Below are 14,477 nucleotides of genomic sequence, written 5' to 3' on the forward strand. Positions count from 1 at the left end.
CATGCACCTGGAAAGTGAATACCCGCAGGATGAAAAAACCGTCTTGCTTGATCGTGATGGCCTCGGCCCGGCGCACGGGCCGCTAACCAACTTTGTCTCGCCGCCGCGTTTCGAGCAACTGGAAGACCGCATGATTTATGCCGCCGCCGTTCAAGGTGGGCAGCCTTTCAAGGTCGGCCTTAACAGCCTGGTCGCCGCTGCGTGGGGCGTGTTGTCCGAGGTGGTTGAACTGAAGGTCAGCGCCGGCCGGGAAAACCTGCAAGCGCTGAATGAGCGCCTGGCCGCGAGCATCAATCGCTTCGAAGCGCACGCGCTGCACGACGGTGTGGAGAACAGCCAGGTGATTTCCGCGCGCTATGTGCTGTGCAGCCTGATTGACGAAGCGGTGGTGACCACCGCATGGGGCAGTCGCAGCGACTGGTCGAAGATCAGTTTGCTGAGCCGCTTCCACAGCGAAACCTTTGGCGGTGAAAAGTGCTTTCAACTGCTCGAACGGCTGTCGCGCGACCCGATCAAGCACGTGGCAATCCTGGAATTGATTTACCTGTGCCTGTCGATGGGGTTTGAAGGCAAATACCGCGTCGCCGAGCGCGGCGCGGCGCAACTTGAAGCGGTGCGCGATGCGCTGTATCGGCAGATAAGGCAGGTGCGCGGCGACCCACTCGCGGTGTCGGCGCTGCCAGCCACGTCGAGGCAAACACGGCGCTGGCGGCTGCCGATTATCTCGGCCCACGGGTTTATGGCGTTCGCTGTGGTCGCTTTGCTGGCCATGTATTCGGGCGTTGCCTGGGTAGTGGGGCAAGAGCGCGACAGTGCGCTGCAGACCTTTCAATCTTCGGCGCCGGAACTGACTCCGACGCCTTTGTAACGCTGGGAACATTGAATGAACGCATTCTTCAAGGGCGCGTGCGCCCGGCTGCGCATAGTTTGGGTATGGAGCTTGCTACTGGTGCTGTCGAGCGCGGCGCTGGTCTGGTTTTTCGGGCCGCTGCTGGCGGTTGACGACCAGCGCTTCTGGCAAAGTTCCACAGCTCGCCTGTTAAGCATCAGCGCACTGTTTCTGCTGTGGGGGCTGGCGATGGTGAGGGTGAGTGCCCGCCATACCGTGCGCCCCGCAACTACCGAACAGCGCACACGTCATCCGCATCAGGGGCTGATAGAGGCTGAGCGCAAGCACGTGCGTGGCCGCTTCAAGGACGCGCTGCACAGCCTGAAAAGCGCGCGCCTGTACCCTGGGCGCAGCGCGCGCTGGCGCAATGACTTGCCCTGGTACTTGCTGATCGGCAAACAGGGCAGCGGCAAGACCCGTTTGTTGGCGGCGAGCGGGTTGCAATTGCCGCTGGACCCAATCGCAGCGCCCACCGCAGGCAGTGCCGCTGACTGTGACTGGTATTTTGCCGATCAAGGCGTTGTGGTTGAGAGCGCGGGGCGTTATGTGAGCCAACCCGACAGCGCGGTCGATGCGGCGGGCTGGTCGACCTTGTTAGGCCTGCTTAAATCCAGGCGCCGCGCACGTCCGCTGAATGGCGTGGTGGTGGCGTTGTCGGTGCAGACGTTGCTCGCGGGCAATGAGCATGACCTGCAACTGCATGCACGGCACATTCACACCCGCTTGCAAGAACTGCAGCAGACGCTGCATGCGGATGTGCCGGTGTATTTGGTGCTGACCCAGGCCGACCGCCTTCCGGGCTTTACCGAGTTCTTCGAAACACCTCTAGGCGCTGGCCAGGACGAGGTGCTGGGTGAACGTATCGCCATCAGCACAGCGGCGGTGCAAAGGGCGCAGGTGCGCCAAGCGTTCGAGGCGTTGTTGCAGCGTCTGAGTGGCGAACTGATCCAGCGCTTGCACCAGGAACGCAATGTCGAGCGGCGCGGGCGCATGCTCGATTTTCCGCAGCAGGTTGCACGCCTCAGCGAACGCTTTTATGGGTTTGTCGAGGTGGCGTTCTCCGCGCAGCGCAATCAACGCATCAATGGTTTGCGAGGTTTTTACCTCACCAGTGCGAGCGAGCGGCGTTCACGCTTTGCCCAAGGCCTGTTGAACCAGGTGATCTTCGCCGAAGCCGACCTGGCCGGGCTGAACGCGCGGGAGTATCGGCGCATCGGTTGGCGCCAAGCCGGGTTGGCACTCGCCGTAGGCTTGCTCATCGGGGCGGCAGGCCTGCTCTGGAAGCACAGCTATTGGTACAATCATCAGCGCCTGGAGCAACTGGCACAGTTAGGTAAAACCGGTATGCCTGCGCAGCCGGGGGCGGACGAGATGTTGAACTTATTGCCGATACTCGACGCGCGGCTGGCGGCGACGCGTGTATTTGCGGCGGTGGCAGAGGTGCCGCTGATTGAGCGCGCCGGGTTATTCCAGGGCGAGGTGACGCGCCCGCTGTTAGCCAGCGCGTATGAGCAAAGCCTGCAGCAGATGGGGGCGCACGTCGCCGCGCTCCTGGAAGTGCAGGTGCGCGCAAGCCTGGGCGATCGCGAGCGGTTGTTGGACAGCCTGCGTGCCTACCTGATGCTCAACCTGCGCGAGCGGCGTGATACCACGTGGCTGGCGGGGCGTGTGGCGAGCCACTGGTCTGAGCGTTTTGCCGGCGAGAGCGCAGTGCAGCGTCGCCTCAATGAACATTTCGGGCGGCTGCTTGAGCAACCGTTTGTGGCAACGCTGGATGATGCGCTGGTCGCCCAGGCGCGCCAAGTGTTACGCGGCGAGTCGCTGGCCGACGTGGTGTATCGCGTGTTGCGCGAGCAGTCGCGCAACCTGCAACCCAACCGTCTCGCGGACGGCACTGTGTTGACGACGCTCGAGGAGCCCATTGCGGGTTTTTACAGCAAGCGCTATGTGCAGTATTTCGACAAGCAAGGCCCGCGTTTGCTTAACGCGATTGTCCAGGATAACTGGGTACTGGGGCAGGCCACCGACCTCAATGCGCTGGAGCTGCGCCGGTTGATGGTCGAAGTCGAGCAGCGCTATTTCAGCGAGTACGCCGATGCCTGGAGCCGTGCGCTGAGCCGCATCAAGCTGCACGATACCGATGGCCTCAGGCAGGGCACCGAACAGCTGGCGAGCCTCACCTCGGCGCAGTCGCCCTTGGTGCTGCTGTTGCAACAGGTGAGTGAAAACACGCGCTTGGTGCCGGTGACTGAACGCCTGGAAGGGCAGCCCCGTGAAGCGGGCGATGATGCCGCGCGACGTGCGTTGCAGCGCCGTTTCGAGCCCTTGCATCAACTGCTCGATGAGCAGCAAAACCCGGGGGCAGCGTTGACTCAGGCGTTACGTCAGCTGGATGCATTGCACCTGCAACTGGCCGCGCTGAACCGCGAGGGTTCACCTGCGCAGGCGGCTTTTCAGATGGTCAAGCGCCGCATGGAAGGGCAACCCCATACGTTTGGCCAGTTGCGCGACAGCGCCGCGCGCTTGCCGTTGCCGCTCAAGGGCTGGATCGAAGGCCTGGCCGACGATAATTGGCGCCACCTGTTCGACGAAGCGTATGTGCATGTCAACCAACGCTACCAAAGTGAGGTGCACAGCCTGTATGCCAGGGCGATCCGCCAACGCTACCCGTTCAACGCCCACGCGAGCAGCGATGTGGCCTTGAGCGATTTCGAGGATTTTTTCAAACCGCAAGGCGTGCTGGCGCGCTTCCATGAAACGTACCTGCGGCCGTTTGTCAGCGTCGACGACGGGCGTTACCGGTTACGTAACCTGGATGGCCGCAGCCTGCCGATCTCGCGATCACTGCTGGACCAGTTGTCCAAGGCGCAGACCATTCGCCGGGGGTTTTTCAGCGAAGGCGAGGGCGAGATGACGGTTCGATTTACGCTGGCACCCTACAGCCTTGACCAAGCAGTGAGCCGGGCGGTGTTGAGCTTTGGCGGTCAACAGCTGGAATACCGACATGGGCCGATGGTGCCAGTGGCGTTCGAATGGCCGAGCACGGTGGAAAATGGTCGCAGCAGCCTGGTATTGGAACGCGGCGCTGCACGGGCGCTGGGCATCGAGAAAAATAGCGGCGCGTGGTCGCTGTTTCGCTTCTTTGACTTGATGCAAAACGAGCCGGCCAGCGGCCGCGATGCGCAGATACTCAAGTCCGACCTTGGCGGTTTGCGGGCGAATTATCTGCTGGTCAGCCAACGTATGCCCAGCCCGTTCCAGTTGGACACCTGGCGCACGTTCCGCTTGCCGGAGCAACTATGAGCCCGCGCGCTCTCGGCCGTTGCCGACGCACTGTTGGCCGGCGTTACGCACGGTGCTGGTTCGGGTAAGCGCGGCTCAGCCGGGCACATCATGCAGCTTGCAATATTCGTCCCAGCTCAACCCGGCCATCTGCGCGACTTCTTTGTGCACTTCCAGGCGCTGGGCTTCAAACTCCTCAGCAGAGTGCGCGGTCAGTTTCAGGGTCAGTTCCCACGCGAACAGGCCTTGCTGTTCCGCTTCGGCCTCGAAGGCTTCATGCAGGCGTTCAGCACGGTACTGCGCGAGGGTTTCGCCCTTGGCCTGCGCGGCCAACGGGTTGAGGGTGTCGAGTTGCGTGGCGACGTCCGGGTGCTCGTTCAAAAAACGGTCCAAGGCGCGCTGGTGATTATCACCGGGTTGCGACACGTGCGTGTTCCTGTTCAGGTAAGGCAGCGCTGGGCGCTGGGCGCTGAGCGTGGCGGGGTGAGGCACCGGGCGCTCGGTTTAGTTGGACGAATGCCGGTCGCTGGTCGACTCGCGGCGAACCGCACGGCGACGCGCGCGCTTTTGCGAGCGGCGCTGCATCCAGTGCTGCAGGGGCGTCAACGCGAAGAACATCAGGTACGCGGTGAGTATCAGCGCCAGGTCGATCCATGTCTCGGCAATCGGGCCGATAAACAGCTCGATAACCGCCTTGACCACAAATAACAACGCCATGCAGCCCAGCAGCTGCAAGGCGGTCAGAACCAAGGAGTGCATCTGGGTGCTTCGCTTGTGCTTTTTGATGAGCCTGTCTCCTTTGTGCCTGATTCCATTTCAGGCAATCTCCATTTCGGTCGCGAGTCCGAGCCGCCATGGCGTGTCACACCCGCGAAGACGGTCAATGGTAACCAATCGATTTGGCTTAGTAGATGAAAGATGTCAGAAAGTTCGCTTTTTTTTTGTGTAATCAGCTTAAAGGTCGGCGTGCTCTTTCAAAATACTCCAAGGTGCCGAGTAAAAGCCTTTCGCTGGGGCTATCAGGGCGTGTAGCTTGGCTGAAGATGGAGGCTGCCTGCTGCGGGCAGGGAGCAACGGGTAGAGGGACGGGTCATGGCGCAAACGCTGTTCAAACTTTTCCTCACTCAGCGCCTGGCGGCCTTGGCCAGCACTGAATCGTTGCGGGCTATCCGTGAAGGCTTGTTATGGATTTTGCCCTGCCTGCTGGTGTCGACCGGCTTTTTGATTCTGGCTGAGTGCGCCAGGGTGCTCGGCCTGGATGCGCACGTGGTGGCTTTTTTTTCCGGGCTGCATAACCAAATCAGCTCAGTGATCCCGTTGTTGGTGGCGGCTTCCATTGGTTACATGCTGGCTATCCAGTACCGCCTGCCACAATTACCGGTGGCCTTTTTGTGCCTGGCGCATGTGGCGATCGCCACGTTTGTGCTGCGTGACTACCCCAGGGCCGCCGCCACGTTTGTGCTGTTTATTGCTATCGCTTCGCCACTGCTGAATGTGCCGGCGATTGCCTGGCTGCACCGCTTTCGCTGGACCCGCCTGGTCAACGAAGACCTGGTAGGCCACAACCTGCGTGGCACGATCAATATGGTCCTGCCGGGGGTGATAACGGCGTTGGTGCTGGTCGCGCTGCTGTTGTCGCTGTTGCAGATTCCTTATGTGGCGCAACTGCAAGGGCCACAGGTACTCGATGTGCTGCAGTCGCCGTACGGCAGCGGCTTGTTCGTAACCTTGATGAATTCGCTGCTGTGGTTTTTCGGCATTCACGGTCTGTACGCCTTGCAACCGTTGTTTGACGTGCTGGACCAGGCCGTGGTGCTGAATGGCGTCGCGCTGGCCGCGAGTGAACCCGTCAAGTACGCGCTCAACAGTGGCTTGCTGGGCTGTTTCGCGTTTATCGGTGGTTCCGGCGGTGCGTTGTGCCTGCTGTTGGCGATCTTGCTGTTTTCCAGGAGCCGGTCCACACGCTTGCTGGCAATGGCGAGTTTGCCGCTGTCGTTATTCAACGTCAGCGAAGTGCTGCTGTTCGGCTTGCCGATTATTCTCAACCCGCGTTTGTTTATTCCGTTTTTGCTGGTGCCGGCATTAAACGCGGTGCTGGCATTGACCGTCGTGCACCTCGGTTGGGTCTCACCCGCGGTGGCCAGCGTACCGTTTAATGCGCCGGTGCTGCTGAACGCCTACCTCAGCACTCACGGGGACGTGGCGGCCGTGCTGCTGCAAGTGGCGCTGCTGGGCATCGGCACTCTGGTGTACGCGCCGTATGTACGTGCGCTGCACCGCCAGGCCAGTGAAGGCGGCACGGTGTACCTCAAGTCGTTTGACATGACCTTTCGCGGCCTTGAAGAGAAAGGCCGGTTGCTTGAGCTGGACCCGGTGTTGGCCTCGCACCAGACGCGCGCACGCGAGGCCAACGAGCTGAGCCGCATCCAGCAGATCAGCGATTACGAGTTCTACCTCGAATTCCAGCCCCAGGTGTCGACCCGCACGGGGTTGTGTACCGGCTGCGAAGCGCTGATGCGCGCCCGCGACAACCAAGGCACGGTGCATTCGCCGTGGGAGTTCCTTAAATGGCTGGAGCAGGCGCGGCTGATGCCGGACGTCGACGTGTGGGTGGCCTCGCAAGCGGTGCGCCAGTACGTGAAGTGGCAAAAGGACGGCTTTGCCTTGCCGATGACGATTAATATCTCCAGCGCCACCCTGAGGGACACGGTGTACGGCGACCGCCTCGTGGAAATACTCGCCCAGGCGCATGGGCAGGTGTCGGTGGAAATTACCGAGGCCGCGTTGGTCAGCGACATCCAGGCTACCCGCCAGACCATCGACAAACTCCAGGCGATTGGCGCCAAGGTGTATATCGATGACTTCGGCACCGGGTTTTCCGCGTTGAGTTATTTGCACCAATTTCCGGTTGACTTCATCAAGATCGACCGCAGTTTTGTGGTGGCCCAGCGCGACCCCAAGGGCGCTCAGGTGCTCACCGGCATGCTGCGTCTGTGTGAGGCGCTGAACCTCAGCGTGGTGGTCGAAGGCGTTGAGACCGCCGAGCAGTTGGCGTTTTTGACCACCAGCACTGAGTTGTTTATTCAGGGCTGGTATTTCAGCAAAGCCTTGCCCGGCGAGCAGTTGCCGGGCTTTGTACGCGAGCGTGCGGCGGCGCAGGTTTAAGCGGGCTGCGAGGCGTAGTCGCGCTGGGTCTGTTCGATTTCTTCGACCAGCCTGTCAATGTCCGCCAGCCGCGCGCGGTTGTCGTGGTCCCATGGGTGAAAGCCGGGTTTGAAGTAGTGCAGCCACGGCCGCAGCATGCGCGGGAACACACCCTTGGGCCCGTACAAAAACTTCAGCATGCGCCAGAAGCCCTTTACGTGCCCACCGGCCTTGCGGTCGGCGATCAACAGGCGCAGGTGAAAATCAAACACCACCAGCCAGAACAACAGCGTGGTGATCAACATCGTCCCGCTGCGCAATAAATAGCGCGCGGGGCCGGGCTTGATTACGCTGTTCCACACATCGAACGCCACGGCTTTGTGTTCGGTTTCTTCGAGGGCGTGCCAGTACCACATTTGCCGGTAACCCTTGAGCGACTCGCCAAAACGCGAGGGGTCGCTGAGCAGGATTTCCGCGAGCATTGCGGTGTAATGCTCAAGGGCGATGGTCACCGCCAGATTGAAGGCGGGCGGCAGGTGTTTTTTTTGCAGGTCGAGGATGGTTTTCAGGCGCCGGTCCAGCGTGTGCGCCGGCAGACCGGCGGCTTGCATCAGCTCGTTGTAGGCCACGTGTTCGCGGCTGTGCATGGCTTCTTGACCGATAAAACCCTGAATCTGCTTTTTTAACTCGGGGTCGTCGATGCGCTGGCGGTAGTGGCGCACGCTGTCCATGAAAAACAGCTCGCCCTGGGGAAACAGCAATGACAACGCATTGAAGAAATGCGTGATGAATGGCCCTTGTTCATGCCAGTTTTTGACGCGTTCGGCGGGCAAGGCAAAACGTACATCGCGACGGATGGGCAGCATCGTTAGTGCTCCTGTTCAGTGATGAGGTTTGTCATGGGTTTCAAACGCAGGCTTGGGCGGCTTGGCGGCCATGCGTTTGCTGGTGAACACCACCAGCGCCTGGTAGGCGGCGGGTAAACAGCGCGCGAGCAGGTCAAGGCAATACGCGTCGCGGCCAATCAGCACGCGGCGTTTGTTGTTGCGCACACCTTGCAGAATCACCTTGGCGGCGTGGTCGGCGTCGGTAATAAACAGCTTTTCAAAATCGGCGCGGGCCTGTTGCTCGCTGTGGATCAAAAAGCCGGTCATGTTCGCGTCGATACGGCTGCTGCGGCAGATGTCGGTGCGGATGCCGCCGGGGTGCACGCAGGTGGCGGAGACGCCGCAGCGTTGCAGGTCGAGTTCCTGGCGCAACGATTCGGTGAACCCGCGCACGGCAAATTTGCTGGCGTTGTAGCCACTCATGCCGGGCTGGGCAAACAGCCCGAACACGCTGGACGTGTTGACCACATGCCCGTCGCCGCTGGCTTTCAAGTGCGGCAGGAACGCCTTGGTGCCATGCACCACGCCCCAGAAATTGATACCGATTATCCATTCCAGGTCGGCGTAGTCCACGCCTTCGACGGTGCTCGACAGCGCCACCCCGGCATTGTTGAAAATCAGGTTGACCTGGCCGTGCTCAGCCACGCAGCGTGCGGCCCAATCCTGCATGGCCTGGCGCTCGGACACATCCAGCACCTGCGTGGTGATGGTCAGCGGCGACAGCGTAGCGGTCTTGATCAGCGCCACGGTCTGTTCGAGCCCCTGGCGGTTGTTGTCTGCCAGGGCCAGGTGGCAACCCTCGCGCGCCAGCGCCAAGGCCAGCGCGCGGCCCATGCCGGACGCCGCACCGGTGATGGCTGCCACGCGGCCGTTAAATGACTTCATGACAGGCTCCCCTCTGTGCTGGCCTGCGGCCTCGCGTCTGGGCGCGGCGGCGCGGTGACGGGCAGCGGGCGGGCGACATAGTCTTTGAGTGCGCAGTGCCGGGTCAGCTGCTTGAAGCGCCAGGTCGAGCCGGGCCACAGCGTGGTGTTTTTGCCGGTGCGCGGGTCGAGGTACCAGCTCTGGCAGCCGCCGGTGTTCCAGATGCTGCGCTTGAGTTTGCTTTGCAAGTGCTGGTTGTAGGCCTGCGTCACCGAAGGTTTAACCTCCAGCGTGGCGATGCGCTGCTGCTGCATGCGCCGCAGCGCATCAAGAATGTAGCTGACTTGCGCCTCGATCATCAGCACCATCGAGTTGTGCCCCAGGCCGGTGTTCGGCCCGACAATCAGGAACAGGTTGGGGTAGCCCGGCACGGTGGTGCCCTTGTAGGCGTAGGCGCCGTGTTGCCAGGTGTGCATCAGGTCGATACCGTCGCGGCCGATGATGCAACCGCTTGGCAACGGGTCGGAAGCCTGAAAGCCGGTGCCGAAGATCAGGCAGTCGGCCGGGTGCTTGATACCGTCGGCGGTGATCACCGCGTCGGCTTCGATGCGCAGCACGCTGTCGGTCACTACCTCGACGTTGCTGCGCGAGAGTGCCGGGTAGTAATCATTGGAGATCAGCACGCGCTTGCAGCCGAGGGTGTAGTCCGGCGTCAGGGTTTTGCGCAGGGAAGGGCGCACCACTTGCTTGTGCAGGTGGCGCAGGGCGATTTTCTGCGCCATTTTCATCAGTTTCGGGTGCAGCGAAAAGCCGACCACGCGGCCTTCCAGCGCCCAGTAAAAAGCCCCGCGCACCAGGCGTTGCGTAAAGGGCAAGTGCTTGAAGGCCCAGCGCTCAACGCGCGAAATCGGCCGGTCCGGCTTGGGCATGATCCACGGCGGTGTGCGCTGGAACACGTCCAGATGCGCGACCTGCGCGGCGATTTGCGGCACGAACTGAATCGCACTGGCGCCGGTGCCGATCACCGCCACGCGTTTGCCCTTCAACGAATAGGCGTGGTCCCACTGCTGGGAATGGAAGCGCTTGCCCTTGAAGCTCGCAAGCCCCGGAATATCCGGCAGCGCCGGGCGCGACAAGCCGCCCATGCCCGACACCAGCACGCGCGCGCTGACCTGGCGGCCATCGCTGAAGCTCAGGTGCCAGCGTTGCTCGCGCTCATCAAACACCGCCCGTTGCAGGGCCATGCCGAAACGCAAGTAGGGCGCCAGCGCAAAACGCTGCGCGCATTGCTCAAGGTAGGCGCGGATCTCTGCTTGCGGCGCGAACTGCCGCGTCCAGTCGGGGTTCGGCGCAAAGGAAAACGAATACACGTGCGACTGCACATCGCAGGCGCAACCGGGGTAATGGTTGTCGCGCCACGTGCCGCCAAGGCTGTCGGCCTGTTCGGCGACAAAGAAGTCGGTGAAGCCGGCCTCTTTGAGTTTGATCGCCATGCACAGGCCGGCAAAACCGGACCCGATGATGGCGATGTCGATTGCATCGCGGTGGGCATTCATCGGCAGAGCCTCGTGAGTAAGCGCCTCGTGGACATCGCATGTGCTCGCTGTTTGTCAGTTGCCTTTAGATAAAACACCATTGTCAGCAAAAAATGAAATAAATATTTGAAAAAATATTTTAAATATAAAAATTTCACCTACGCTATGAGCCTGTCCGGCCAGCGCAACGGCGCCGGGAAACAGAGGGCCAAGCGATGGCTGTCGAATGGTTAAGTGCTGCGGGAGCTGCAGTGGGCGGGCTGGCCGCCGCAAGTGCGCTGTTGTGGGCCTTCAGCGCCCGGATCACACGGCGTATTGAAGCGGCGGTGCCGATCAACGGGCGCTTCGTGGTGGTGGGCGGCGAGCGCTTGCATTACTGCGAGGAGGGCAGTGGGCCGCCACTGGTGATGATTCACGGGCTGATGGGCAACAGTCGCAACCTGACCTATGCCTTGTCCGGCCAGTTGCGTAAGCGTTTTCGGGTGATCACGCTTGACCGTCCGGGTTCGGGCTATTCCACCCGGCACGCGGGCACGGCCGCCGACCTGCCGGCTCAGGCCCGGCAAATTGCCGCGTTTATCAACGCGCTGGGCCTGGATAAACCGTTGGTGCTGGGCCACTCCCTCGGCGGTGCGCTGGCCCTGGCACTGGCGCTTGACCATCCGCATGCCGTGGGCGGGTTGGTGCTGGTGGCGCCGCTGACCCACCCTCAACGCCGGTTGCCGCTGGTGTTTCTGGGCTTGGCGGTGCGCCCGGCGTGGTTGCGGCGCTGGCTGGCACACACGCTGGCGCTGCCCATTGGCCTGCTGACCCAAGCGTCGGTGGTCAAGGCTGTGTTCGCGCCCGATGCCGCGCCGGCAGACTTCGCCACACGCGGCGGCGGCTTGCTCGGCATGCGCCCCAACACCTTCTATGCAGCCTCAACCGAGATCAACCAGGTCAACGCTCACCTGCCGCAGATGGTCGAGCGCTACCCGCAACTGACCCTGCCGATTGGTTTGATTTATGGCGCGCGCGACAAAGTGCTCGACTTCCAAAAGCACGGCCAGGCGCTGGCGAGCAAGGTGCCGGGCGTCAAGCTGCAGGTGGTCGAAGGGCGTGGCCATATGCTGCCGATCACTGCCACAGAACGCGTGGCGGCACTCGTGGAACAGGTTGCCAGGCGCGTGCGGCCGGTGCTTCAGCCACCTGATCAAACGGTCGAAAAAAAGACTGCCGAGTCAGGTTAAAAAGCCTCGGAAAAATAGTTGACGACCTAACGATTCCGCGCTATTTATTTAAAAAAATATTTCAATATAAAATTTGAAACAGTTTTTGAAATGCCGAAGAGCGAATAAAATAATGAAAAAAACGCCTTTTATCGCCTGCTCGAATGCCCGTCATTGTGTTGGCCTGCCGACCCGCTGCGTGCGGAGGCTGGCATGAATCAGACGCTCGCTACCGCGCACCGCTGGACCGACGGCAAGCGCCACCTGTGGTGGCTGGGTATCCTGCCGCTGGCGACGCCCTTGTTGTCTGGCGCGCTGGCCATCAGCACCGGCCTCCAGCCATTGTGGTGGGTCGGCGTGCTGGTGATCTTCGGCGTGATCCCGCTGATCGACGGCCTGCTCGGTGAAGACCGCAGCAACCCGCCCGAGTCCGCCGTCAGCCAGCTCGAATCACAACGCTACTACCGCTGTATCGTCTACACCGGCGTGCTGTTGGTGATCCTGTCCGTGGTGATTACCGGCTGGCTGGCCGCTGGCGGTATCGACTGGATCATCAACGGTGGCCTGCTGCGCGCCAGCGCAACGCTTGAACCGTCGAATTGGCTGGCGCAAACCGCTGCGGCGGTTACCGCACGCACACAGGTGCACGGCGCAATCAGCGGCTTCACTTACCTCGGCATGGCGATGTCCACCGGGGCTGCCACGGGCATAGCCATCAACACCGCGCACGAGCTGGGGCACAAACCCAAACCGTTGGAAGTATTGCTGGCCAAGGTCACCCTGGCGCCGACGTTTTACGGGCACTTCTACACCGAACACAACCGTGGCCACCACGTGCGCGTCGCCACCCCGGAAGACCCGGCCAGCTCGCGTTTGGGCGAAAGTTTTTGGGCGTTCCTGCCGCGCTCGGTGTGGTTCAGTGCGGTGTCGGCGTGCAACCTTGAGCGCGAACGCCTGCGCAAACTCGGCCTGCCGGCATTGCATTGGAACAACGCGGTGCTCAGCGCGTGGCTGTACAGCGTGGTGTTGTGGGGCGCGATGATTGCCTGGCTGGGCACGGCAGTGATTCCGTTCTTGATTATCCAGGCGCTTTACGGTGTGTCACTGCTGGAAGTGGTGAATTACGTCGAACACTACGGCCTTAAACGGCAGACGTTGCCCAACGGTCGTTATGAACGTTGCTCGCCTCTGCACTCGTGGAACAGTAACCGCATTGTCACCAATATCTTCCTGTTCCAACTGCAGCGGCATTCCGACCACCACGCCAACCCCACGCGCAGTTATCAGTCGTTACGCCACTTTGATGAGTCGCCGCAACTTCCGTTTGGTTACGCAAGCATGATTGTGTGGGCCTATGTGCCTTACTTGTGGCGCCGGCGCATGGACCACCGCGTGGTTAATCATTACGGCGGCGATATAACGTTGGCGCATATCCAGCCGTCACAACGCGTGAAGTACCTGAAGAAGTACAGCAACCGTGCCCAACCGTTTTAAACGTTGCCCCGACAACAACAAGTTCCAGGGAAGGACATCGCTATTATGCAAAGCCCTGCCATGTTTACCGCGCACATCGTGTTGGCCGCCTTCAGCCTGATGGTTTACCACTCGGCCCACGCCGCGCGTATCGAGCCCGCCGGCAGCGCCTTTACCGCGCAAGGGCCGATCAGCTTTTCCAAGGGCGCGCTGATCAGCGCCGACTGCACCATCAAGCTGGCCGGCAAGGTGGCGGCCGACGGCGCATCGGTGAATGTCGAGCATGTTGAGTTCGACGGCGGCCTCAAGTGCAGCCGTGTCGAAGCGATCAACTTGCCGTGGGTGTTAGTCGCCAAGGATAAGCACAGCGGCGCCATGTCGAACATCAGCGTGGAGGTTCATGCGTTTGGTTTGGGCGGAAAGTGCGGCCCGTCGACGGCCGAGGGTACGTGGGATAACACCCGCGCAACGTTACAGGCGACGAATGTACCGATTGGCAAAGACTGCATGATCAAGTCCGTCTCGATCAAGATGCCGGCGAACTTTAAAGTCCTCGATTAAACGCATCCGAAGAGTGTTGTAGCGGTAATTGAATTGAAGTTTGGCTGGAAAGGGATGTTCTGCAGATTCACCGTGACCTCTCGTTCATGGCCATTACCCCTGGCGAAATGACTCGCCATAACCTGTGAGGAAAAAACAATGAAAAGCTTGAAAACCCTCGTTTGTGCCACCTCCTTTGCTCTGTGCGTTGGCGCGGCTTCCTTGGCCAGTGCGGCGTCGGTGTCCCCGGAAGGGCCGTTCTCGACCAGCCCGGGCACCCTCGTGGTCAAGTCGCCTTCGTCGTTCGGCGCAGCCGTGACCTGCGGCATCACGTTTACCGGCACCGTCAGCGGTGGTGTCGCGTCCATCAGCGGCGCAGCGCTGACCGGCGGCGGGCTGTGCGCGTTGCCGACGCTGACCAACCTGCCTTGGGTGTTGACGGCGGCCACCGGCACCACCGGCACCGTGACCAACGTCGGCTACAAGATCACTTCGGTTCCTGCCACCAACTGCGGCCCTACCACCATTGCAGTGGCGTGGGCGCCAGGCACCAAAACCCTGTCGGCAGCCAATCAGTCGCTGAGCGGCAACTGCAGCGTGGTGTCGCTGAGTGTGGTGGCCCCAACGCTGACGGTTAACCCGTAAGCGCGTAACG

The 14,477-nt window shown here is 61.3% G+C and carries 12 protein-coding genes; 7 read left to right on the top strand and 5 right to left on the bottom strand.

Annotation, left to right across the window (positions count from 1 at the left end):
• Nucleotide 1: 1 nt before the first annotated feature.
• A complete protein-coding gene (icmH, locus tag AO240_RS15785) occupies nt 2–868 on the top strand; it encodes a type IVB secretion system protein IcmH/DotU (RefSeq protein ID WP_099237266.1) in 867 nt (288 codons plus the stop codon).
• A 15-nt stretch (nt 869–883) separates the two neighbouring features.
• Nucleotides 884–4,192 carry a type VI secretion system membrane subunit TssM gene (gene tssM / locus AO240_RS15790; protein ID WP_099237267.1) on the top strand — a complete coding sequence of 1,103 codons (3,309 nt, stop codon included), beginning with the start codon at nt 884–886 and terminating at the stop codon, nt 4,190–4,192.
• A 75-nt stretch (nt 4,193–4,267) separates the two neighbouring features.
• Here the strand turns inward: tssM and AO240_RS15795 are convergent, their stop codons facing one another.
• Complete coding sequence (locus AO240_RS15795; protein ID WP_099237268.1) at nt 4,268–4,597, bottom strand: DUF6388 family protein; 330 nt, start codon at nt 4,595–4,597, stop codon at nt 4,268–4,270.
• A 78-nt stretch (nt 4,598–4,675) separates the two neighbouring features.
• Nucleotides 4,676–4,930 carry a hypothetical protein gene (locus AO240_RS15800; RefSeq protein ID WP_099237269.1) on the bottom strand — a complete coding sequence of 85 codons (255 nt, stop codon included), beginning with the start codon at nt 4,928–4,930 and terminating at the stop codon, nt 4,676–4,678.
• A 333-nt stretch (nt 4,931–5,263) separates the two neighbouring features.
• Between AO240_RS15800 and AO240_RS15805 the strand changes: the two genes are divergently transcribed.
• A complete protein-coding gene (locus tag AO240_RS15805) occupies nt 5,264–7,336 on the top strand; it encodes an EAL domain-containing protein (protein WP_099237270.1) in 2,073 nt (690 codons plus the stop codon).
• On the opposite strand, the gene AO240_RS15810 is transcribed toward AO240_RS15805, so the two are convergent.
• The 3 genes from AO240_RS15810 to AO240_RS15820 are packed head-to-tail and all read right to left on the bottom strand — an operon-like array spanning nt 7,333 to nt 10,622.
• Nucleotides 7,333–8,181: a metal-dependent hydrolase gene (locus tag AO240_RS15810; RefSeq protein ID WP_099237271.1), complete on the bottom strand. Its 849-nt coding sequence runs from the start codon at nt 8,179–8,181 to the stop codon at nt 7,333–7,335. The two genes, AO240_RS15805 and AO240_RS15810, sit on opposite strands and share 4 nt — an antisense overlap.
• A 15-nt stretch (nt 8,182–8,196) precedes the next feature.
• The gene (locus AO240_RS15815; protein WP_099237272.1) at nt 8,197–9,087 is read right to left on the bottom strand and encodes an SDR family oxidoreductase; all 891 of its coding nucleotides are present in this window, start codon (nt 9,085–9,087) and stop codon (nt 8,197–8,199) included.
• The gene (locus AO240_RS15820; protein ID WP_099237273.1) at nt 9,084–10,622 is read right to left on the bottom strand and encodes an NAD(P)/FAD-dependent oxidoreductase; all 1,539 of its coding nucleotides are present in this window, start codon (nt 10,620–10,622) and stop codon (nt 9,084–9,086) included. The genes AO240_RS15815 and AO240_RS15820 overlap by 4 nt, the downstream gene beginning before the upstream one ends.
• A 194-nt stretch (nt 10,623–10,816) precedes the next feature.
• Between AO240_RS15820 and AO240_RS15825 the strand changes: the two genes are divergently transcribed.
• From AO240_RS15825 to praB, 4 genes are all read left to right on the top strand, one after another.
• Nucleotides 10,817–11,830, top strand: a complete 1,014-nt coding sequence (locus AO240_RS15825) for an alpha/beta fold hydrolase (RefSeq protein ID WP_099237274.1) — start codon at nt 10,817–10,819, stop codon at nt 11,828–11,830.
• Between the two features lie 192 nt (nt 11,831–12,022).
• A complete protein-coding gene (locus tag AO240_RS15830; RefSeq protein WP_099237275.1) occupies nt 12,023–13,303 on the top strand; it encodes an alkane 1-monooxygenase in 1,281 nt (426 codons plus the stop codon).
• A 45-nt stretch (nt 13,304–13,348) separates the two neighbouring features.
• A complete protein-coding gene (praA, locus tag AO240_RS15835) occupies nt 13,349–13,843 on the top strand; it encodes an alkane oxidation protein activator PraA (RefSeq protein WP_099237276.1) in 495 nt (164 codons plus the stop codon).
• Between the two features lie 138 nt (nt 13,844–13,981).
• Nucleotides 13,982–14,467, top strand: a complete 486-nt coding sequence (gene praB / locus AO240_RS15840) for an alkane oxidation protein activator PraB (RefSeq protein WP_099237277.1) — start codon at nt 13,982–13,984, stop codon at nt 14,465–14,467.
• The last annotated feature ends 10 nt before the right edge of the window (nt 14,468–14,477 follow it).

Source organism: Pseudomonas sp. ICMP 460 (assembly GCF_002723595.1).
GTDB classification, from domain to species: domain Bacteria; phylum Pseudomonadota; class Gammaproteobacteria; order Pseudomonadales; family Pseudomonadaceae; genus Aquipseudomonas; species Aquipseudomonas kitaguniensis.